Origin of the sequence: Acinetobacter sp. BD54, assembly GCF_044778325.1 — a bacterium.
GTDB classification, from domain to species: domain Bacteria; phylum Pseudomonadota; class Gammaproteobacteria; order Pseudomonadales; family Moraxellaceae; genus Acinetobacter; species Acinetobacter baumannii.
On sequence record NZ_JANJEP010000004.1, the window covers coordinates 161,443 to 181,938 of the forward strand.

Sequence of the window (20,496 nt, forward strand, 5' to 3'; positions counted from 1 at the left end):
TATTTTACAGGTACAGCTTAAAACAAACTTTTAGAACAAGATTTCTTTCAATATATCAGGCTGAGTTCGGAGCTCATGAATGATGGTTTCGGCAATGTATCCACCACTGTAAGGCATCTTATACCCAAACTTTTCCATCTCTTTAGAAGGATATTTTGCTTTCAGTATCTGATTAAGATTGTTAAGTTCGAGCTGTAATTTTTCTATTTTTTTCCCAATTGATGCTGGCTTTCTTCGCACGCCATCTGACTGAGCTTTAGCATACAACTGCTTACTCTCCTGCTCTAATTCACTGAGCATTTTTTGCTTAAGCACAAGTTCAGACTGAAGCCATTCAATATCGTAAACCTCAAAAGCTTTGACTAGATCATCAAGCACAAAATTAACTGCTTGATTCAAATTATCCCATTTGCCACGACGCACAATCTGCTCTCTTAAAGTGCGATATAAAATTTCCCGTCTTGGATATAAATGCTTGTCGTAACGAGCTTTGACTGCAATAATTGCCTTTGCACTTTTGGCAAGTGTACGGTTCTGAATAAACTCCACCCCACCAAGCATTTGCACATAAGCAATTAAAATATCTGAATATTGCCTTTGGAAAATTTTGGCAGGCAAGTTATTCACCTCAGGTCTTAATGTATTTATCTGCATTAAAAGCTGTGCAATCTGGAATGGCTTGAAAGAGATTGAAACCACATCCCCCATCATTTCTAAATGAAAAGCTGACTGCTCACTCAATTGAAAATCATTCTGCTGCATTCTTTTTATGATTTTTTCTTTTTGATCAATATATGATTGATTCTCCGTTTCTATTAATTCATTATTCAATTCACACTCATAGTAGTAACAAAAGTTTAACCATATATCCTGCTCAAGCTGCTCTAACCTTGATAATTTTTTATCAATCATAATTCATTAAAATACAGATAATTACATAGCATAATACTACTATATTTTTAAAAGCTAGTACCAATCTACTTTTACAATTTTTTAAATTTTATAGTTACCCCATCAATGAACTGATCTAATAGTTTTAACATTATAGGTTGATCTCCAGCCAATATTTAAGGTTAAAAAATTAGTTCTTTTATCTAATTGCGATAATCACAAAAGGATCAAAGATATGGGCTACTTAACATCTAAAGAAATTCGCCACAAACTCAAAAATTGCTCTGCATCGACTTTATGGCGTTACCAACAACCTAATCAAAAAATGTTCGAGCAACCAATGCCTCAACCTATTAAGAAATGCGCTGGCTCTACTAGCCTTTGGGATGAAGAAACGTTTAACGAATGGCTAATCAAATATTTCAATAACAACCAAATGAGTAATCTGTCTAGCTAGACAGATTACTTAATTTTTTCCACCATTTTTTATAAGCCTTCGACATCTCTTTTTGATAATCATAATAGTCATATGTCCCCTGTTCCCCAGGCATCACATGACCAACCATCAGTTCCGCAACATCCCTACTTGTAAACGCACTGAAATTTGTCCTTGCTGTACGCCGTAAATCATGCATAGACCAATGATCCATTTCAATTTTATAATTCTTCCTTGCAAATTGCATGAAGTTATAAGGGGTATCTGTTGGCCCACTACGCCCCATTGGCTCTTTGCCATTTTCATGTGGGAAAATGTATTCAGAATTACTCAAATCCATTGCAGACTGAAGCCACGGTTTGATCTCATCAATAATAGGTCGAACAATGTCCCCTTTACTTTCTCCTGTCTTATGATTTTCATACGGTACTGTCCATGTATTTTTACTAAAATCAAAATCTGATTTCCGTGCAAGCCTCAACTCACTATATCGATTACCATAAAACAAACATAACTTGAGAAATAAAACATTCCTTAATGATGTTCTAGACTCATCACAAATTTTAAAAATTAAAGACAACTCATCATCTTGTAATACTCGAACAGTTTTATTTTTCTTAATATTTAAGTCACGCTTTCCAGTGATATGTCTTATGGGATTTTGCTCAATTAATTTTCGATTAATCCCCCAATCCAAACACTGCTTTGTATTCGTAAGAATGCGATCAGTTATCGATGGCGACTGTTTAAATTGCTCTTCTAGTAAATCTAACCACATATGTAATGTGATTTGCTCAGCAGGTATGCTACCTAACTTTGGGAAAACATAAAGTTCAAATGATCTCAAATATTGATCTGCATTCTTTTTATTAGGAATACTATATTTCGCATGCCACTCACGAAATAGCGCTTCAAAAGTTATAGCCTCTGTGATCTTGTGAAGCTCTACTTTTTTATGAATACGCGGGTCATGTCCCTTTTCTAAAATTGCTTTCATTTTCTGCAATTCAATACGAGCTTCTTTAAGACTCATATTTGGATAGGTTCCCAAGTCTAAACGAGCTTGCTTATCGTTATATCGAAAACGCATCTGAAAAGTGAGTTTTCCTTTTTGAGAAACACGAACGCTCAATCCATCTTGATCAGACTCCGTATGTATAGCTGAACGTTCACGATCTAGATTCTTCTTAAGCCACGTATCTGTTAAAGGCATTTTACTCCACCTGTGTACATATTTTTTTCAAATAGAAAATTCTAGAAAATGTGTACACACATATGTACACAAACATACTGACTAGACTTGAAATCTATTGAATGGGGTTGAAAGATATACCAGATAAAGAATATCAATATTTTTATATTTTTACAGCACTTACAATGCTTTTATTATCATATTTGAAATAGGTTGAATGGGCTTGAATAGATATCAAACATTTGGGTGGGAAATAATAGCAAATGTGCGTCGTTGAGCGACCTGTGCCGCTAACTCATCTTTAAAACTCATGAAATACACCTACTGCGGAGATTGCAGTGCCAAAGATCTAAAGTCGATCAAAATAAAAATTGGCGTAATTGTAGCAGATTTATAGGTCCTGTTTAGAGATTGTTGAGTTGTCTATCCGTGTTTTCATATTTGGAATATTTTTAATTGAGCCATTAAAAAAGCCTGTTCAATATCAACAGGCTTTTTACGAATAAACTGAACAGCTTATGCTAATTTCTTTTCTTCAATAAATTGGACATCGGCAATTTGTGCATTCCAAAACTCAGTCCACAATGCACAATAATCAAGACATAGTTGAGTCAAGTTTTCATAATCATCTTTGGTAATGGCTTGAGCCAACGCAAACCAAAGGTCATCTTGATGGTCATCATCAGCAGCTTCAGCTGTTTCATCTGTTGAAACGCCATGTACATGGTAATAACCACCACCCTCAACATCGATATTTACAAACTTGGTTGCTTGTCGTAATGGCGGGCTAAAAAGAATGACTTCTTCTTCTGCCACCGCCAATAATGCCACCACATTAATATAACGATCGTAAGAAGCTTCTAAAAATGTTCTCACCTGATCTGCAATTTTTGAAGGTTTATAATTACGGCGGTCAGCCTCAGTCAAACCATAGTCATTTAGCAAATCTTCATATAATGGATAATGTGCATATTCAGGGTTGCCTAAATAATAATTATCTTTATCTAAACCCGGTCGAAAACCAAATTCATCTAATATATTTAAGCTCAACAACACCCGTGGAAACATTTTAGCGCCCGAGTGAAGCTTTGGCTCCAATTGTTTTGTCAGAAACTGCGCCTTTAATAAAGCATCGGTAAAAATCTGAACAATGGCATGACGATATTCTAAATGAATACGAGTCAGGGTTTGTTTATCAAGATAACCGTTATTTAATATTTCAATTGCAGGGTGTTTACTTACTGGCAATTGCGCAATTTTATTCCTTAATTGTTTGAGAAACTGTAAGTTTTCTTCCCATTGTGAAGCGGGAATACTATCTTTCATCCCCTGCAATGCTTTTTCTCTTGGATTATTAAAGTCTTCAAATTTTTTTGACATAATCATTCTCAATAAAAAGTTTTTCTTATAGTTAAGCTAAAGGCTATCCCTCTATTTCCATTACGTATTCGAACGTAAAAAGGATAAATTCCGTATACCCATACTTAACGAATTGATATTATGTTTATTATCTCAACAAATCAATGGATTAATTAATATTATTTAAAAAAGTAAACTATTGCCAATAAAATATTTATTTCTTTATTTATCAAGGCAAACCAAGCTATTGAATAAATATAATTTTTTAAATATCATTAAATAAGTTTTATTTAAGCTTTCATACTTTACAATAGCAAAGTTAATCAAAAAATATCTATGACGGGGCAACCAATGTCAAAAAGAGAAACGATTATAACAACAGCAATGACCCTTTTTAATCAGAAAAGTTATACCTCTATTGGGGTAGACAAAATTATTGCTGAATCTAAAGTTGCAAAAATGACTTTTTATAAGTACTTCTCTTCTAAAGAAGTTTTAATTGAAGAGTGTCTTCGCCGAAGAATTTTAGAAGTCCAAACTTCTTTATTAGATAAAGTTAATAGTGCAGATGACCCATTAAATAAACTGAAAAGTATTTTTAATTGGTATATCGACTGGATTAACACTGAAGATTTTAGTGGTTGTTTATTTAAAAAAGCAACAATAGAAGTCCTGCAGCTCTATCCTTCTATTAAAAAACAAGTAAATAAATACCGTGAATGGATTTACAGTTTAGTTTTATCTATATTTTTAGAGTTAGAAATTGAAGATCCAAAAGTATTAAGCAGTCTTTTTCTTAACATTATAGATGGGCTTATTATTGACGGGACTATTAACAAACCAGAAATTAACTCTGAAGAAACATGGTCTTATATAAATAAACTCATTGAACTTGAAACAAAACAAAAATATGAAGCCGCTTAAAAAAATTTAATTATTACGGCCCTTTACCATATTATAAGTTTTATTTTGAAGATGAGAGGATCTGTAATACATGCTCTATCAGGTGATCAGATCTGTTTTTTATCTGGTTCAATATAATGTTCAGGTTGATATGTTTTAAAAGCATAACCACCTGAACTTTATATAAATTTAGTTATCCCTAATATATTAATTAATAAACATATAGATTTTAATAAGTTAATCTTTAAGAAAAATACCCTTTAAAATATAAGCGAATAACAGTTCTCTCGTATCACCCCTAGTTTCATCTAGCAGCTGAATAATCGCACCATCTAACGTAAATAAAAACATATCACTATCGCTTTTCGTGGCATCTTTCTTCACGGTTAAAAGCAGTTTATAAACTTCAGTAGTTAACCAATGCCGATACTGTACAACCACTTGATAAGCTGCGGGGTAGAGTTTTTCAATTTCAAAAATAGCCCTAAATAGCAAGTGGTAATAACCATCCAGACTAGTATGTAAAAAGAAAATCTTCTTGAGTTTTTCACGCAAGATTAAATCTTTTTGTATGTAAATGATTGAGCACACTTGTTCTTTTAAGACGTCTTTTTGAAAGTGTATGCACATTTCAATAAGCCGTTCTTTAGAGTGGAAATAGTTATAAAACGAAGCTTTTGGCACCTCTGCTTCTCGCACAATGCGGTCTACTCCTACGTTATGAAAACCATGTTTATTAAAAAGATATCGAGACTTATGGAGTACGCTTAACGCGCGAAATGAGAGATCTGAATATGGCATATAGTTACCGTTATAAAATAATTTCTTGTTGTGTATAAAAGAGATAAAACGACTGAAACTTTTGCTCTAAGCAAAAAAAGCATGCAAAGGCCCCAAAGACTGCGCTAACGCACCTCAAGTTTTATTGTTGATATGATTTTTAGTCGTGAAGAACTGACGCCTGAAAACCTAAAGGTGATCAAACTGCATTAAAGACTAACTGGGAGGTGTAAAAATAGTATGCACAGCCAACTCCTTATTTTGGGAGTTCTGCCAAAGCATTAATAAAAGATTATGGTGGCAGAACGGAAGAGGGTTCGCAGACTAGTCACACAACTAGCACACCATAGGTGTCCCTCTCCCGTCCTACCGCTACGGGAGGGAACGAGAGTACACACAAAACTATTCCTCAGACGAAATAGCTCTGATGCGGTGTGAGACGGTCTGCGACAACCGACTGGCAATGTAGGCCAGCAGGCAAAGGATAATCTGAGAGTTTAGAAGTGTCAATGTGGAATTTATGACAAGTTTTAAAAATTCTTTTTATTTTTCATTAGATTAACTAAATTATTATTTTAAATATTATATTAAGTAGTATTTTATAAATTTAACCAAATATTTAGGTTAAACAAAATGAGCACCTTGCGACTGAATCAGTTGCCCTACATTTACAGGCATACCCAACAAATAACCTTGGAACTGCTGACAGCCCAAGCGCGTTAAAATCTCAACTTGTTGCTGTGTTTCCACCCCTTCGGCTGTTACGGTTAAACCTAACTTTTTCGCCAAATGAATAATACTTTCTAAAATAACTTCTTCTTTTGAGCCCGGTTTTAAATCGACAATAAATCCACGGTCAATTTTAAGTTCATCGACTGGTAAATCTTTTAAATATAAGAAGCTTGAGTGCCCTGTTCCAAAGTCATCAATTGCCACCCGAATACCCATATCGCGCAGTCGTTCACAAGCACGAATGCTTAAGTCGATATGCCGCATTGCGGTTGATTCAGTAATTTCAATAATGAGGTGATGCGGCTGAATTTGGTATTTTTTTAACAAACCTTCGAGAGTACTAAAGAGCTTTTTATTTTCGAACTGTAAGGCCGATAAATTAACTGCGATTGGATAAAACTGCGTATTGCTACGTTCCCATTCCTGAATTTGTTGGCAAGCTTGCTCAAGCGCCCAATATCCCATTGGAATAATTAAACCTGTCTTTTCCGCGCCACCAATAAACATATGCGGTGTCAGCATACCTAAAGATGGATGGTTCCAGCGAATGAGTGCCTCTACTCCACAAATCTCAAGATTGGTATTAAATTTTGGCTGATAGTAGAGAACAAATTGTTTTTCTTCGACTGCTTTGTATAAATCATTGATCAGTTTTGACTGACTTCTTGTTTCTTGTTGATGGGTAGAATAACTAAAGACGGTATAAGTATTGCGGCCCTGCTCTTTAGACATCAGCATGGCGGCATCGGCATTCATCAGCAGGTCTTGAACATTTTGCCCATGTTCAGGGAACAGTGCAATACCTAGACTTGCTGAAATATTAATTTCTTTACCGGAAATTTGGTAACTGTCTTGAATAAGATGTAATACTTTCTCAGCAAGTTGCATTGCCTCTTCAGTATCAGTGTTTTCAGCAATTAGTAAAAACTCATCCCCACCAATTCTAAGCAATTTACATTTTTCATTGAGTTGCCAATGTAAACGATTGGCCATTTGTATAAGCAGTTGATCACCAATGTGGTGTCCAAACGCGTCATTTACCGATTTAAAACGGTCTAAATCAATATAGAGAAAAGCTATTTTTTGGTCTTTATAACGGTGATCTGACAGGAGAACTTCGGCGTAATCCACTAAATAAAGTCGGTTTGGTAATTTAGTTAAGTTATCTTGAATAGAGAGGTTGGCTAATTCTTTATTGGCTTTACGCAGTTCTAGATTTCGCTGGTTCAGTCGTTGTTCCAGCACGGCAACAATAAAACTCGCGACCAGCACCAGACACGTCACCAAGATAATTGTAAATAGCAGCAAGTCATGTTCAGCCTGATATTGGCTTACAAACTTATCGGTAATATTTGTCGAAATAAGTGCCGTATAGTGCATCCCCATAATACTTAGGGTCATCATCACTGCAAAGGCTAATTTTAAACTTATACGGTGACGTTCACTTTCTTTTAATTTATAGGCCAGCAAGAAAGCTAGCCCCGACCCGCTCATGGCAATTAAGACAGAAAATAAAATAAGAAAAGAGGTATAGTCTTTCTTATAAATATCAATATTCCAGCCTAACATACTCACATAATAAGAAGCAGAAATCCCAATTCCCATAATGACTGAGCTTAAAATGAGTCTAAATATAGGAAGTGTAAAACGAGAAGTCAGCCAAATTGCGACACTTGAAAGTACAGCACTAATGCCAAAAGCCAGTGTAATTAAAGGAACGTTCGAAGAAGCTGCTTCAAATAAATGGTAAGCATGCATGCCGACAATATGGACAATACTAATCGCTGCTGCGAGTAATAATCCATTGAGTAATAGAATAAACGGCTCAATCTTTTTATAAGTTTGCTTAAATATTAACTGCTCCATGGAAATCACAATATAGCAAATAGCGCCAGCCGTAATAAAAGAGCCGACGATCAATGTGCTATCGTAATCAACATGACCCATATTGGACTTCCATGATTATTCAATACTTTTTTTTATTTTGTTCAACTCATTGCACAAAATACAATTAAACACGTTAAAGAAAAATTAGTAAATTCGACTTTTTTAGTCAGTTATAAACAATAACATTATCTAACATTTGGTCAAGTATTTTTTACTTTAGAAATCAATAAAGTAAACAAAAATTAAGCATCCAATTATATGAAAAATATAGGATTTCTTAAGTCTAGGTCAATTGACCTTAATGATGTTTTTTTAAACTTGTTTTAGGGGCTAATAAAATAAAAAACCCTGCATTTAGCAGGGTTCTTTTAAAAACAATAGAAAAGAGAATTAGTTTTTCTCTTTGTCTACGATCTTGTTCGCTTGAATCCAAGGCATCATCGCACGTAATTTAGCACCAGTTTGTTCAATACCGTGTGCAGCATTTTGACGACGACGAGCTGTCATAGATGGGTAGTTTAACGCACCTTCTTGGATGAACATCTTCGCGTATTCACCAGATTGAATACGTTTTAATGCATTACGCATTGCTTCACGAGACTGTTCATTGATTACTTCAGGACCAGTTACGTATTCACCGTACTCAGCATTGTTAGAAACTGAGTAGTTCATGTCAGCGATACCGCCTTCGAACATCAAGTCAACGATTAACTTAAGTTCGTGTAAGCATTCGAAGTAAGCCATTTCTGGTGCATAACCAGCTTCAACCAAAGTTTCGAAGCCCATTTTCACTAGTTCAACTGCACCACCACAAAGAACTGCTTGCTCACCGAATAAGTCAGTTTCAGTTTCTTCACGGAATGAAGTTTCGATAATACCTGTACGGCCACCACCTACGCCAGAAGCGTAAGAAAGCGCAACGTTACGTGCATTACCAGAAGCGTCTTGGTGAATTGCGATTAGGTCAGGAACACCTGAACCACGTTGGAATTCTGAACGTACAGTGTGACCAGGAGCTTTAGGCGCAACCATGATTACGTCTAAGTCTTTACGTGGAACAACTTGGTTATATAGAACAGAGAAACCATGAGCAAATGCTAAAGTCGCGCCTTCTTTGATGTTTGGCTCAATCACGTCACGGTAAAGTTGTGATTGGAATTCATCTGGAGTCAAAATCATTACGAGGTCAGCTTGCTTAACTGCTGCTGGGACTTCAGCAACTTTAAGACCAGCGTTTTCAGCTTTCTTCCAAGAAGCTGAACCAGCACGTAAACCTACAGTTACGTCTACACCTGAGTCTTTAAGGTTAAGTGCATGAGCATGACCTTGAGAACCGTAACCAATAATCGCAACTTTCTTGCTTTGGATGATTGATAAGTCACAGTCTTTATCGTAAAAAATTTGCATTTGTGTTCTCCGCTAAAATACTTTTTAAAAAATTAAATGGCTAAAACTTTTTCGCCACGGGCGATACCTGATACACCTGAACGAACGACTTCAAGAATGGTGTTTTCTGCAAGCGCATCGATAAAACCATCTAATTTTTCAGTTGTCCCTGCTATTTGAATGGTATAGGTCGTTGGTGTCACGTCTACAATTTGCGCACGGAAAATATCCGCAGTGCGTTTAATTTCAGCACGTGAAGCACCTAATGCTTTTACTTTGATTAGCATGAGTTCACGCTCAATGTGTGAACCTTCTGATAAATCAACTACTTTTACCACCTCAACAAGCTTGTTGAGCTGTTTCGTAATTTGTTCGATCTTATGGTCATCGCCATAAGTCGTTAACGTCAAACGCGATAATGTCGGATCTTCGGTTGGTGCAACATTAAGTGTTTCAATGTTGTAGTTACGTTGACTGAATAAGCCCACCAAACGAGAAAGCGCACCAGCTTCGTTTTCAACGAGTACAGAAATAATGTGTCTCATTAAATGCGCTCCCCTTTAGAAATCCACATATCACGCATAGATTGACCTGCAACCTGCATTGGATAAACGTGTTCGCTACGGTCAACCATAACGTTGATAAATACGCATTTATCATTGATTGCCATTGCTTCTGCAAGCTTAGATTCAAGTTCATCGGCATGATTAATTTGAATGCCTACATGACCATAAGCTTCCATTAACTTGGCAAAGTCAGGTAATGACTCAACATAAGAACTTGAATGACGACCTTCATAGTTCATATCTTGCCATTGTTTCACCATACCTAATGCACGGTTGTTCAAGCACAAGATTTTTACGTTCAAGCCATATTGTTTACAGGTTGAAAGTTCCTGAATACACATCTGAATTGAAGCTTCACCCGTAATACAAACAACTTGTTGGTCTGGGAAAGCAAGCTTCGCAGCCATTGCATAAGGTAAACCAACACCCATGGTGCCAAGACCACCTGAGTTGATCCATTGGCGAGGACGTTTGTACTTATAATAAAGTGCACCAAACATCTGATGTTGACCTACGTCAGAAGTAATAATGGCATCGCCATTGGTCACTTTATATAAAGTTTCAACAACCTGCTGTGGCTTCATAGTGCCATCAGATGGATTTTCATATTTCAAACCATGAACTTTGCGCCATTCATTGATTTGAGACCACCAAGCCGCAATTGCTTCAGGATTTGGTTTAGACACATTTAATTGTTTTAACTGTGCCAACATTTCTTGAAGAACAGGCTCTACTGCACCAACGATCGGAATATGCGCCATAATCGTTTTTGAAATGGTTGCAGGGTCGATATCAACATGAATCACTTTTGAGTTCGGGCAGAATTTGGCTGGGTTATTTGTTACGCGGTCATCAAAACGCGCACCAATCGCCAAAATTACGTCTGCATGGTGCATTGCCATATTGGCTTCATATGTACCGTGCATACCTAACATGCCAATAAACTGTGGGTCATCGCCCGGGAATCCGCCTAACCCCATAAGTGTGTTAGTTACCGGATAACCAAGTAAATGTGCAAGTTCGGTTAATAACGCAGAAGCATTCCCTTGTACAACACCACCGCCTGTATAAATAACAGGACGTTTTGCAGTAAGTAACTCATCAATTGCTTTACGAATTTGACCAGAGTGGCCGCGTGAAGGTGGTTGATATGAACGCATCTTCACTTTTTCAGGGTATTCGTATGCAAACTTTTCTGCAGGGTTAGTCGCATCTTTAGGAATATCGACTACAACTGGACCAGGGCGCCCACTTGATGCGATATAGAATGCTTTTTTAATAATTGCAGGGATTTCACTTGCGTGGCGGACCTGAAAGCTGTGTTTCACGATAGGACGTGAAATACCAACCATGTCAGTTTCCTGGAAAGCGTCCTCACCAATCAGATGTGATGCAACCTGGCCAGACAAAACCACCATTGGGATTGAGTCCATATAAGCTGTTGCAATTGGAGTTACTGTATTGGTTGCGCCTGGACCAGAAGTGACTAGTACTACGCCTGTCTTACCTGTAGCACGCGAGTAGGCATCTGCCATATGACCAGCAGCTTGCTCATGGCGCACGAGGTAATGATTGATTTTGTCTTGTTGAAATAGCGCATCATAAATATGTAATACTGCGCCGCCTGGATAACCAAAAACATGTTCAACGCCTTCGTCCGCAAGAGCGCGAACGAGCATTTCACCACCAGATAAAAGTTCCAACGTGATTCACCCTAAAATCTTATATCACTATTTTATGGAAGGCATAAATAGTGTTTCATTCATTGAATTGTCTGCACTGTTATAGCACACATATTGTCTAGTTTTCGTTGCAATAGAAAAATTTCTGTTTTTCAGCCGTATAAGCTGTTTTAACATTAATAAAGCATGTCTGGATATACATACTTTAGTAAAATCAATCTCTCGGCTAGAGAGAATGTCTATTACAAAACATGACAGTTATTCGAAGGGTGATCGAGTAAATGCATATAAAACTAGAGAAAGCATTTTTGTTGTTTCTATATACAAAGTCAAGAATAAAGAAAAGGTTTTTCCATAAAAAAATTTAGCTGCTGCTTTTTTAATCTAATATTGAATCGTGAATTTACTCTTCTTAGCTCATTATTTATTAAAAATTCATTATTTTTATATAAAACGATCCATTCCAAATTGCTTATTTATAAAGTTTATTTAAATATAATCAGTTTACATTGGGGAAGAACTAATATGAATTTATCTTATTTAAAAACAAGCCTGTATACAGCCGTTACAACAGCAATTTTACTTTGCTCAAGTCAAAGTCAGGCACAGCAATATTATAAATGGATGGATCAAAGTGGCTCGACACATTACACCACGACGCCACCACCTAAAGGAGCAAAACATTTGAACAAAGTTTCGACTTACGGCAGTCAACCATTGTTGAAAAATCCAACATCAAACTTAGAACAACCATCTCAGGATAAAGATAAAGTCGTGCAAGAAGTAACTAACGTAGCAGTGGAAAAAGGTGCACCTGCTGTCCCGGTCCCACCTGCCCCTTCTGTATCGGCACCAAGATAATTAAAATGAGAGTGGTGAATATTTTTACCACTCTTCGATTATTTAAAATAAACAAGAATAGATTGGGAAATTTTATAGCGCAGATTAAAAGATAAAATCCTGCTCTAAAAACTGACATTTTCCTCTATTTTGCGCTATGCTGTGCAGCAATCTTTCATTTCAATTTTCGTTGTATAGCTTACGTCTATGACTATTTCTCACATTGACCCAGAATATCAAGCAAACACGATTGAACCATCAGTCCAACAAGATTGGGAAAATCGTAAAGTCTTTAAAGTTGCCGACACTGTCGAAGGTAAACATCGCTACATCCTGTCAATGTTCCCTTACCCAAGTGGCAAACTGCACATGGGTCATGTGCGTAACTATACCATTGGCGATGTAATTAGCCGTTTTTACCGTTTAAAAGGCGAAACCGTATTACAACCTATGGGTTGGGATGCATTTGGTTTACCAGCGGAAAATGCTGCAATTGCCCATAAAGTTGCTCCGGCAAAATGGACATTTGAAAACATCGCTTACATGCGTGACCAATTAAAAAAATTAGGTCTATCTATAGATTGGGATCGTGAATTTGCAACGTGTACACCAGAGTACTATCACTGGGAACAATGGTTGTTCGTTCAGCTTTATAAAAAAGGTTTAATCTACCGTAAACTTTCAACAGTAAACTGGGACCCGGTTGACCAAACAGTTTTGGCAAACGAACAAGTTGAAAATGGTCGTGGTTGGCGTTCAGGTGCATTGGTTGAAAAACGCGATATTCCAATGTACTACTTCCGTATTACGGACTATGCACAAGAATTATTAGACGACCTAGACACTCTACAAGACGGCTGGCCTCAACAAGTGTTGACCATGCAGCGTAACTGGATTGGTCGCTCTACTGGTATGGAAATTACCTTCCCATCTGCCAATACTGAAATTTATGCTGATGGCTTAACTGTTTATACAACACGTGCCGACACACTTATGGGTGTGACATACGTTGCCGTTGCAGCAGAACACCCTCTTGCGCTTAAAGCTGCTGAAAATAACCCTGAATTGGCTGCATTTATTGAAGAATGCCGCATGGGTTCAGTTGCAGAAGCTGACTTGGCTACAGCCGAGAAGAAAGGTATGGCAACAGGTTTGTTCGTAAAACACCCTGTAACTGGCGAAGAGCTTCCTGTCTGGATTGCGAACTACGTATTAATGTCTTACGGTTCTGGCGCAGTGATGGCTGTACCAGCACATGATGAACGTGACTTTGAATTTGCAAACAAGTTCAACTTGCCAATTAAGCAAGTGATTGATGCCAAAGGTGCTGACGATGCAGATTATTCTGCTACCGAGTGGCAAGAATGGTACGGTTCTAAAGAAGGTAAACTTGTTAACTCTGGCGAGTTTGACGGTCTAGAATTCCAAGCTGCATTCGATGCATTCCTTGCAAAATTAGAACCACAAGGTTTAGCAAATTCTAAAGTTCAATTCCGTTTACGTGACTGGGGTGTTTCTCGTCAACGTTACTGGGGTTGCCCAATTCCAATGATTAACTGTGATACTTGTGGTCAAGTCACAGTTCCTGAAGATCAACTTCCGGTTGTATTACCAACTGATGTTGTTCCAGATGGTTCAGGTAACCCATTAAATAAGATGCCTGAATTCTATGAAACGAAATGTCCTTGCTGTGGTGGCGATGCACGCCGTGAAACAGATACATTGGACACATTCGTAGAATCATCTTGGTACTACGCACGCTATGCATCTCCAGACTTTACTGGTGGTATGGTAAAACCTGAAGCAGCTAAAAACTGGCTTCCTGTAAACCAGTATATTGGTGGTGTTGAACACGCGATTCTTCACTTACTTTATGCACGTTTCTTCCACAAATTAATGCGTGATGAAGGTGTCGTACAAGGTAATGAGCCATTTACCAACTTGTTAACTCAAGGCATGGTGCTTGCAGATACTTTCTATCGTGAAGCAGAAAATGGTAAGAAAACTTGGTTCAACCCTGCTGACATCGAATTAGAACGTGATGAGAAAGGCCGCATCATTTCTGCAAAATATTCAGGTGATGGTCAAGAAGTGATTATCGGCGGACAAGAAAAAATGTCCAAGTCGAAAAATAACGGTATTGACCCACAAGCCATTATTGATCAATACGGCGCAGATACAGCTCGTGTATTTATGATGTTTGCTGCACCACCAGATCAATCTTTAGAATGGTCTGATGCAGGTGTTGAAGGTGCAAACCGTTTCTTGAAACGTGTATGGCGTCTAGCAGCAAGCTTCCTTGAAAAAGGAAACTCTGCAACAGCAATCGATAAAGCAAACTTGTCTAAAGATGCTCAAGATTTACGTCGTAAGACACACGAAACCATTCAAAAAGTAAGTGATGATATTGAGCGTCGTCATGCGTTCAATACTGCAATTGCTGCATTGATGGAATTGTTAAACGCAAGCAATAAGTTTGAAGCAAAAGATGACAATGACGTTGCTGTAGAACGTGAAGCAATCACCACATTGTTAACTTTACTTGCTCCATTTGCTCCGCATTTAAGCCAGACTTTATTGGCTCAGTTTGGTACGGACTTAACAGAAGCAACTTTCCCTGAAGTTGATGCTTCTGCATTAACCCGCAATACTCAAACGATTGTTGTACAAGTAAATGGTAAACTTCGCGGTAAACTTGAAGTTTCTGTTGATATTTCTAAAGATGAGTTATTAGCTCAAGCGAAAGCATTACCAGAAGTTCAGCAGTTCTTAACAGGACCAACCAAAAAAGAGATTGTGGTTCCAAACAAATTGGTTAACCTCGTGGTTTAATTACAGGTATTAATGAGAGGATCAAGCATGCACTTAGCCCAACGTTTAGCCGCTGTTGTTTTAACCTTAGGCCTTAGTGCAGGCTTAGTCGGGTGTGGTTTCCATTTAAAAGGAACCAACCCGACTGCGACTCCACTTGTTTATAAAAAATTAAGCCTTGAGTTACCGGCAAAAACCGATGACCTTGAAACACAATTAAAAGTGTATTTAACGGCAAATGGTGTTCAGCTCAGCAATGACAATGACGCCTATGTTCTTCGTGTTTTAGAATACACGCCTCGTCGTCAGCTTCTAAATGGTAAACTTACAGAAGTGTTATTACGCTTGACTGTAACTTTCCAAATCGAAGACCGTCAAGGTAATAAAATTACAGAGCCGCGTACTTTAACCGCAGCTCGTAGTTATCAATATGACTTGGCAACGGTCAACACTGAGAACCAGCAAGAGAGTTACTTGCAACGTATTGTAATTGATGACCTTGCACAGCAAATTACTCGTCAAATTTCAGCCAATCGCTTACCAAAAGCTCAACCATAGACGTATCTTTTCTTAAGTAATGAAACTTGACTATTTACAAGCCCTCAAACGCATTCCGGAAGCTCGGGGTGCGTGGATCCTGCATGGACAGGAACCTTTATTAGAACAAAATTTACTCGACACTTTTCGCAAAAGCTGGCAGCAACAAGACATTGAAAGACAGCGCTATGATATTAGTAGTGTAAGTGACTGGAAAAATGTCTTTAATGCACTGAACAGCCTATCTTTATTTTCTCAGCAACTTGCGATTGAAGTTCACGGCAATATCAAGCCCGATGCCAATGGTTTAAAACAACTAAAAAGTTATATCCAACATAATGAAACTAACCTGCTGTTAATTGTTTTACCCAAACAAGACAGTAGCAGCTTAAAATCTGCTTTTTTCCAAGTTGTTGAAGCGAACGGTGTGGTTGTTGCCCTTACTGCTAACTATCCGCAAGACCGCCAACGAATATTAGCCGCTGAGGCTGAGAAGTTAGAAATTCAACTCGACAATGATGCTTGGCAGTGGCTCATGCAGCATCATGAGCATAACCTGCTCGCTGCTAAAAATAGCTTGATGCGGGTAAGAGATACTTTTCCAGACCAGAAACTAATTCAAATTGAACAGTTATATGCGTGTCTACAAGATCAGTCTCGTTACACCACTTACGATTTAAGCGATGCGTTATTAGAAGGTAATCTTGCTCAGTCCATTAAGATCTTTCAATATTTAATCGGTTCCGGTGAACCGGAAAGCTTGATCTTATGGACATTAAGTAAAGAAATGCGTTTATTAATGCAGTTGTTTGAACAACCACATAATGCATTACAACTGGGTATATGGAAAACAAAAGTTAGCTTATATCAACAAGCATTAAGAAGACTCAATCCACAGCAATTTTTGGGATGGTCTGCTCTACTTTTACAAATTGATGCCGCAATCAAAGGCATGTCAAATGAGAATGCCCAACATTTAATGCAACAAGCCATTGCCGAGCTGTGTGGAAAAACATTATTTATACATTAGGGCAGCCAAATCATTTGCCTGCTTTATTGAAATATCATAAAAATTCACGTTTTATCCTCATTTGACTCTTATACTAAGTTAAATTTTAGACTTTTCGACCTCTCGCCATGCCAAAAATAAAGCCAATTAAACTCGTAATTATTGTCGTCTGTATCGCCATTATTGCTGTCTTAGCTTGGAAATTCTTAAAGCCTAAACAACAGCAACCTCAATATATTACAGCAGAGGTAACTCGCGGAGATATTGAGAATAATGTGCTTGCAACCGGTACACTTGATGCAACCAAGCTCATTAGTGTGGGTGCTCAGGTATCTGGTCAGGTTAAAAAGATGTATGTGCAGCTTGGTGATCAAGTAAAACAAGGTCAACTTATTGCACAAATTGACTCGACCACCCAAGAAAACAGTTTAAAAACATCTGATGCTAATATTAAAAATTTAGAGGCACAGCGTCTTCAGCAAATCGCTTCTTTAAACGAGAAACAACTCGAATATCGTCGTCAACAACAAATGTATGCTCAAGATGCAACACCTCGTGCAGATTTAGAGTCGGCTGAAGCTGCTTATAAAACAGCTCAGGCACAAGTTAAAGCATTAGATGCACAAATTGAGTCTGCAAAAATAACGCGTTCAACAGCACAAACCAATATTGGCTATACACGTATTGTTGCACCAACTGATGGTACGGTTGTTGCGATTGTGACTGAAGAAGGTCAAACGGTAAACGCAAACCAAAGCGCTCCTACTATCGTCAAAATTGCAAAACTTCAAAATATGACGATTAAAGCACAGGTGAGTGAAGCCGATATTATGAAAGTGGAAAAAGGTCAGCAGGTCTATTTCACGACCTTAGGTGATGAAACCAAGCGCTATGCAACCTTACGTCAAATTGAACCTGCTCCAGATTCAATCTCTAGTGAATCAAACAGCACCACAAGTTCAACAACAAGCTCAGCTGTTTACTACAACGCTTTATTTGATGTTCCAAATACGGACGGCAAATTGCGTATTGATATGACTGCACAAGTTTATATCGTATTAAATTCAGCAAAAAATGCCTTATTGGTTCCATCTTCTGCGTTAAGTAGCAAACAATTTTCTGGCCAAAGAAAACAACAAGGTCAATCAGCAGATAAAGCAAGTTCTACTCCAAGTGCAGAACGCAAGCATCAAGGTAACGGCGCCCGTTTAGAACGCTTAAATTTAACTCCTGAACAAAAACAGCTTATTGAACAAGGCAAAGCAACTCTGAGTGTAGTTCGCGTTTTACAAGCAGATGGTACGACTAAACCAACACAAATTTTGGTAGGTATTAATAACCGTGTAAATGCACAAGTACTTGCCGGATTAAAACAAGGTGACCAAGTTGTGATTGCTGATAGTTCAGAAAACTCTGCAGCTTCTGCAAACAGTGGTAATAACCGTCGCCGTAGTGGTCCAATGGGAATGTAAGCATGACAAAACAAGCTTTGCTTGAAGTCAGCAATCTGGTCCGGGAATTCCCTGCTGGCGAAAGCACGATTCAAATTTTAAAAGGCATTGACCTGACCATTTATGAAGGTGAACTGGTTGCCATTGTCGGTCAGTCCGGCTCTGGGAAATCAACACTCATGAATATTTTGGGCTGTCTGGACCGCCCAACAAGTGGTAGTTATAAGGTTAATGGTCAAGAAACCGGTAAGCTAGAGCCCGACCAGTTAGCGCAGTTACGCCGTGAATATTTTGGCTTTATTTTCCAGCGCTATCATTTACTGGGTGACTTATCAGCTGAAGGTAACGTTGAGGTTCCAGCTGTTTATGCTGGTGTTACTCCAGCAGACCGTAAACAGCGAGCTACTGCCCTGCTCACGGAGTTAGGTTTAGGTACTAAAACGCAAAACCGACCAAGTCAGCTTTCAGGTGGTCAACAGCAACGTGTGTCGATTGCACGTGCCTTAATGAATGGCGGCGATGTGATCTTGGCCGACGAACCAACAGGGGCACTCGATTCACATAGCGGCGTTGAAGTGATGCGAATTTTGCGTGAACTCAACGCGGCTGGCCATACGATTATTTTGGTAACGCACGATATGCAAGTTGCAAAGAATGCAACGCGTATTATCGAAATTAGTGATGGGGAAATTATTAGTGACCGCCCTAATGTTCCAGACCAGTCTTTAGAAGAAGTTAAATCTGATCCAGATGCAGCACCTGCTTTACAAAATAAGCAGAAAAAAGGCAAAAGTATTTCGGCTTGGCGTTCAACCCTAGATCGCTTATCCGAAGCCTTTCAAATGGCTTTACTGTCCATGAATGCCCACCGCATGCGTACTTTCTTAACCATGTTGGGGATCATTATTGGTATTGCTTCGGTCGTAACGGTAGTTGCGCTAGGTAATGGCTCTCAACAACAGATTTTGAGTAACATTAGCAGTTTAGGCACCAACACAATTACGGTATTCCAAGGTCGTGGTTTTGGTGATAACTCCAAGACAGCCAATTTTAAAACGCTGGTTCCTGCCGATGCCGATGCATTAATGACACAGCCTTATGTCAGTGCAGTCAGCCCGATGGTCAGTACATCCAAGACCATGCGTTATCAACAAAATGAAGCAAACGCGACTATTAACGGCGTAAGTAACGATTATTTTGATGTAAAAGGTCTAGTTTTTAAAGACGGCCAAACCTTTGATCAACGAAGTGTCCGCGACCGTTCACAAGATGTAGTCATTGATACCAATACGCAAAAACAATTCTTTAGCGATGGTACTAACCCAATCGGGCAAGTCGTGTTACTGGGTAGCGTACCAGCTCGTATTATCGGCATTGTAGAACCTCAGACCAGTGGAATGGGTTCGGATGACACGCTGAATGTATATATGCCTTATACCACGGTCATGAGCCGTATGTTAGGGCAAGCGCATGTCCGTAATATTGTCGTACGTATTAATGATAAATACTCGACCAGTGCTGCTGAAAACGCCATTGTTAACTTATTAACCCAACGCCACGGTGCCCAAGATATTTTCACCATGAACAGTGACAGTATCCGACAAACCATTGAGAAAACCACAAGTACTATGACCCTCTTAGTATCAGCAATTGCTGTAATTTCTCTGGTAGTTGGTGGTATCGGGGTAATGAATATTATGCTGGTTTCGGTGACTGAACGTACGCAAGAAATTGGTGTACGTATGGCTGTGGGTGCTCGACAAAGTGATATTTTGCAGCAGTTCCTGATTGAAGCAATTTTAGTATGTTTGATTGGTGGTGTACTTGGCGTACTGCTATCACTTGGCTTAGGACAACTGATTAATAAGTTTGCCGGTGGCAACTTTGCTGTCGCCTATTCAACCACATCAATTGTTGCTGCGTTTGTGTGTTCAACATTGATTGGTGTCGTATTCGGCTTCTTACCTGCCAAGAATGCAGCAAAACTTGACCCTGTTGCAGCACTATCACGAGAATAAGGAAAATTGCATGTCT

The 20,496-nt window shown here is 38.4% G+C and carries 16 protein-coding genes and 1 pseudogene; 8 read left to right on the forward strand and 9 right to left on the reverse strand.

Features of this window, described 5'->3' with window-relative positions; translation table 11 throughout:
- Nucleotides 1-30: 30 nt before the first annotated feature.
- The gene (locus NQ782_RS08115) at nucleotides 31-912 is read right to left on the reverse strand and encodes a hypothetical protein (RefSeq protein ID WP_039250473.1); all 882 of its coding nucleotides are present in this window, start codon (nucleotides 910-912) and stop codon (nucleotides 31-33) included.
- A gap of 214 nt (nucleotides 913-1,126) precedes the next feature.
- Here NQ782_RS08115 and NQ782_RS08120 point away from each other — a divergent pair, with 214 nt between their 5' ends.
- Complete coding sequence (locus NQ782_RS08120; protein WP_000541018.1) at nucleotides 1,127-1,348, forward strand: hypothetical protein; 222 nt, start codon at nucleotides 1,127-1,129, stop codon at nucleotides 1,346-1,348.
- Here the strand turns inward: NQ782_RS08120 and NQ782_RS08125 are convergent.
- The 3 genes and pseudogenes from NQ782_RS08125 to NQ782_RS08135 form a co-directional block, all read right to left on the reverse strand.
- Entirely contained in the window at nucleotides 1,341-2,540 is a 1,200-nt protein-coding gene (locus NQ782_RS08125; protein WP_004890115.1) for an integrase arm-type DNA-binding domain-containing protein, read from the reverse strand. The genes NQ782_RS08120 and NQ782_RS08125 overlap by 8 nt on opposite strands.
- Nucleotides 2,541-2,759: 219 nt before the next feature.
- Nucleotides 2,760-2,831: pseudogene (locus NQ782_RS08130) on the reverse strand (hypothetical protein); the annotation flags it as partial.
- Between the two features lie 204 nt (nucleotides 2,832-3,035).
- Nucleotides 3,036-3,899: an iron-containing redox enzyme family protein gene (locus tag NQ782_RS08135; protein WP_025467124.1), complete on the reverse strand. Its 864-nt coding sequence runs from the start codon at nucleotides 3,897-3,899 to the stop codon at nucleotides 3,036-3,038.
- A gap of 330 nt (nucleotides 3,900-4,229) precedes the next feature.
- Between NQ782_RS08135 and NQ782_RS08140 the strand changes: the two genes are divergently transcribed.
- Nucleotides 4,230-4,802 (forward strand): TetR/AcrR family transcriptional regulator, encoded by a 573-nt coding sequence (locus tag NQ782_RS08140; RefSeq protein WP_000043984.1) that lies wholly within the window; start codon nucleotides 4,230-4,232, stop codon nucleotides 4,800-4,802.
- A gap of 216 nt (nucleotides 4,803-5,018) precedes the next feature.
- On the opposite strand, the gene NQ782_RS08145 is transcribed toward NQ782_RS08140, so the two are convergent.
- The 5 genes from NQ782_RS08145 to NQ782_RS08165 all read right to left on the reverse strand — a co-directional run bounded on the left by NQ782_RS08145 (nucleotide 5,019) and on the right by NQ782_RS08165 (nucleotide 11,835).
- Nucleotides 5,019-5,582: a TetR/AcrR family transcriptional regulator gene (locus NQ782_RS08145; protein WP_005124769.1), complete on the reverse strand. Its 564-nt coding sequence runs from the start codon at nucleotides 5,580-5,582 to the stop codon at nucleotides 5,019-5,021.
- Between the two features lie 603 nt (nucleotides 5,583-6,185).
- Complete coding sequence (locus NQ782_RS08150) at nucleotides 6,186-8,240, reverse strand: GGDEF domain-containing phosphodiesterase (RefSeq protein WP_000510221.1); 2,055 nt, start codon at nucleotides 8,238-8,240, stop codon at nucleotides 6,186-6,188.
- A gap of 330 nt (nucleotides 8,241-8,570) precedes the next feature.
- Nucleotides 8,571-9,587 carry a ketol-acid reductoisomerase gene (ilvC, locus tag NQ782_RS08155; protein WP_001165443.1) on the reverse strand — a complete coding sequence of 339 codons (1,017 nt, stop codon included), beginning with the start codon at nucleotides 9,585-9,587 and terminating at the stop codon, nucleotides 8,571-8,573.
- Between the two features lie 32 nt (nucleotides 9,588-9,619).
- Entirely contained in the window at nucleotides 9,620-10,111 is a 492-nt protein-coding gene (ilvN, locus tag NQ782_RS08160; protein ID WP_001215920.1) for an acetolactate synthase small subunit, read from the reverse strand.
- Complete coding sequence (locus NQ782_RS08165; RefSeq protein WP_000422094.1) at nucleotides 10,111-11,835, reverse strand: acetolactate synthase 3 large subunit; 1,725 nt, start codon at nucleotides 11,833-11,835, stop codon at nucleotides 10,111-10,113. Before NQ782_RS08165 ends, ilvN begins: the two co-directional genes overlap by 1 nt.
- A 504-nt stretch (nucleotides 11,836-12,339) precedes the next feature.
- Here NQ782_RS08165 and NQ782_RS08170 point away from each other — a divergent pair.
- The 6 genes from NQ782_RS08170 (at nucleotide 12,340) to NQ782_RS08195 (ending at nucleotide 20,480) form a co-directional block, all read left to right on the forward strand.
- Entirely contained in the window at nucleotides 12,340-12,675 is a 336-nt protein-coding gene (locus NQ782_RS08170; protein WP_057094198.1) for a DUF4124 domain-containing protein, read from the forward strand.
- Nucleotides 12,676-12,861: 186 nt separating this feature from the next.
- Entirely contained in the window at nucleotides 12,862-15,486 is a 2,625-nt protein-coding gene (leuS, locus tag NQ782_RS08175; RefSeq protein ID WP_057094179.1) for a leucine--tRNA ligase, read from the forward strand.
- 27 nt (nucleotides 15,487-15,513) lie between these two features.
- Entirely contained in the window at nucleotides 15,514-16,023 is a 510-nt protein-coding gene (gene lptE, locus NQ782_RS08180; protein ID WP_000549819.1) for an LPS assembly lipoprotein LptE, read from the forward strand.
- A gap of 19 nt (nucleotides 16,024-16,042) precedes the next feature.
- Complete coding sequence (gene holA, locus NQ782_RS08185; protein WP_000762831.1) at nucleotides 16,043-17,032, forward strand: DNA polymerase III subunit delta; 990 nt, start codon at nucleotides 16,043-16,045, stop codon at nucleotides 17,030-17,032.
- Nucleotides 17,033-17,139: 107 nt separating this feature from the next.
- Nucleotides 17,140-18,483 carry a MacA family efflux pump subunit gene (locus NQ782_RS08190; protein ID WP_024433165.1) on the forward strand — a complete coding sequence of 448 codons (1,344 nt, stop codon included), beginning with the start codon at nucleotides 17,140-17,142 and terminating at the stop codon, nucleotides 18,481-18,483.
- A 2-nt stretch (nucleotides 18,484-18,485) separates the two neighbouring features.
- The gene (locus tag NQ782_RS08195) at nucleotides 18,486-20,480 is read left to right on the forward strand and encodes a MacB family efflux pump subunit (protein WP_000165905.1); all 1,995 of its coding nucleotides are present in this window, start codon (nucleotides 18,486-18,488) and stop codon (nucleotides 20,478-20,480) included.
- The last annotated feature ends 16 nt before the right edge of the window (nucleotides 20,481-20,496 follow it).

Excerpts from the sequence above, each read along its gene's own strand:
- NQ782_RS08115 (WP_039250473.1), bottom strand. The coding sequence starts at position 912 with ATGATTGATAAAAAATTATCAAGGTTAGAGCAGCTTGAGCAGGATATA.
- NQ782_RS08120 (WP_000541018.1), top strand. The coding sequence starts at position 1,127 with ATGGGCTACTTAACATCTAAAGAAATTCGCCACAAACTCAAAAATTGC.
- NQ782_RS08125 (WP_004890115.1), bottom strand. The coding sequence starts at position 2,540 with ATGCCTTTAACAGATACGTGGCTTAAGAAGAATCTAGATCGTGAACGT.
- NQ782_RS08135 (WP_025467124.1), bottom strand. The coding sequence starts at position 3,899 with ATGTCAAAAAAATTTGAAGACTTTAATAATCCAAGAGAAAAAGCATTG.
- NQ782_RS08140 (WP_000043984.1), top strand. The coding sequence starts at position 4,230 with ATGTCAAAAAGAGAAACGATTATAACAACAGCAATGACCCTTTTTAAT.
- NQ782_RS08145 (WP_005124769.1), bottom strand. The coding sequence starts at position 5,582 with ATGCCATATTCAGATCTCTCATTTCGCGCGTTAAGCGTACTCCATAAG.
- NQ782_RS08150 (WP_000510221.1), bottom strand. The coding sequence starts at position 8,240 with ATGGGTCATGTTGATTACGATAGCACATTGATCGTCGGCTCTTTTATT.
- ilvC (WP_001165443.1), bottom strand. The coding sequence starts at position 9,587 with ATGCAAATTTTTTACGATAAAGACTGTGACTTATCAATCATCCAAAGC.
- ilvN (WP_001215920.1), bottom strand. The coding sequence starts at position 10,111 with ATGAGACACATTATTTCTGTACTCGTTGAAAACGAAGCTGGTGCGCTT.
- NQ782_RS08170 (WP_057094198.1), top strand. The coding sequence starts at position 12,340 with ATGAATTTATCTTATTTAAAAACAAGCCTGTATACAGCCGTTACAACA.
- leuS (WP_057094179.1), top strand. The coding sequence starts at position 12,862 with ATGACTATTTCTCACATTGACCCAGAATATCAAGCAAACACGATTGAA.
- lptE (WP_000549819.1), top strand. The coding sequence starts at position 15,514 with ATGCACTTAGCCCAACGTTTAGCCGCTGTTGTTTTAACCTTAGGCCTT.
- holA (WP_000762831.1), top strand. The coding sequence starts at position 16,043 with ATGAAACTTGACTATTTACAAGCCCTCAAACGCATTCCGGAAGCTCGG.
- NQ782_RS08190 (WP_024433165.1), top strand. The coding sequence starts at position 17,140 with ATGCCAAAAATAAAGCCAATTAAACTCGTAATTATTGTCGTCTGTATC.
- NQ782_RS08195 (WP_000165905.1), top strand. The coding sequence starts at position 18,486 with ATGACAAAACAAGCTTTGCTTGAAGTCAGCAATCTGGTCCGGGAATTC.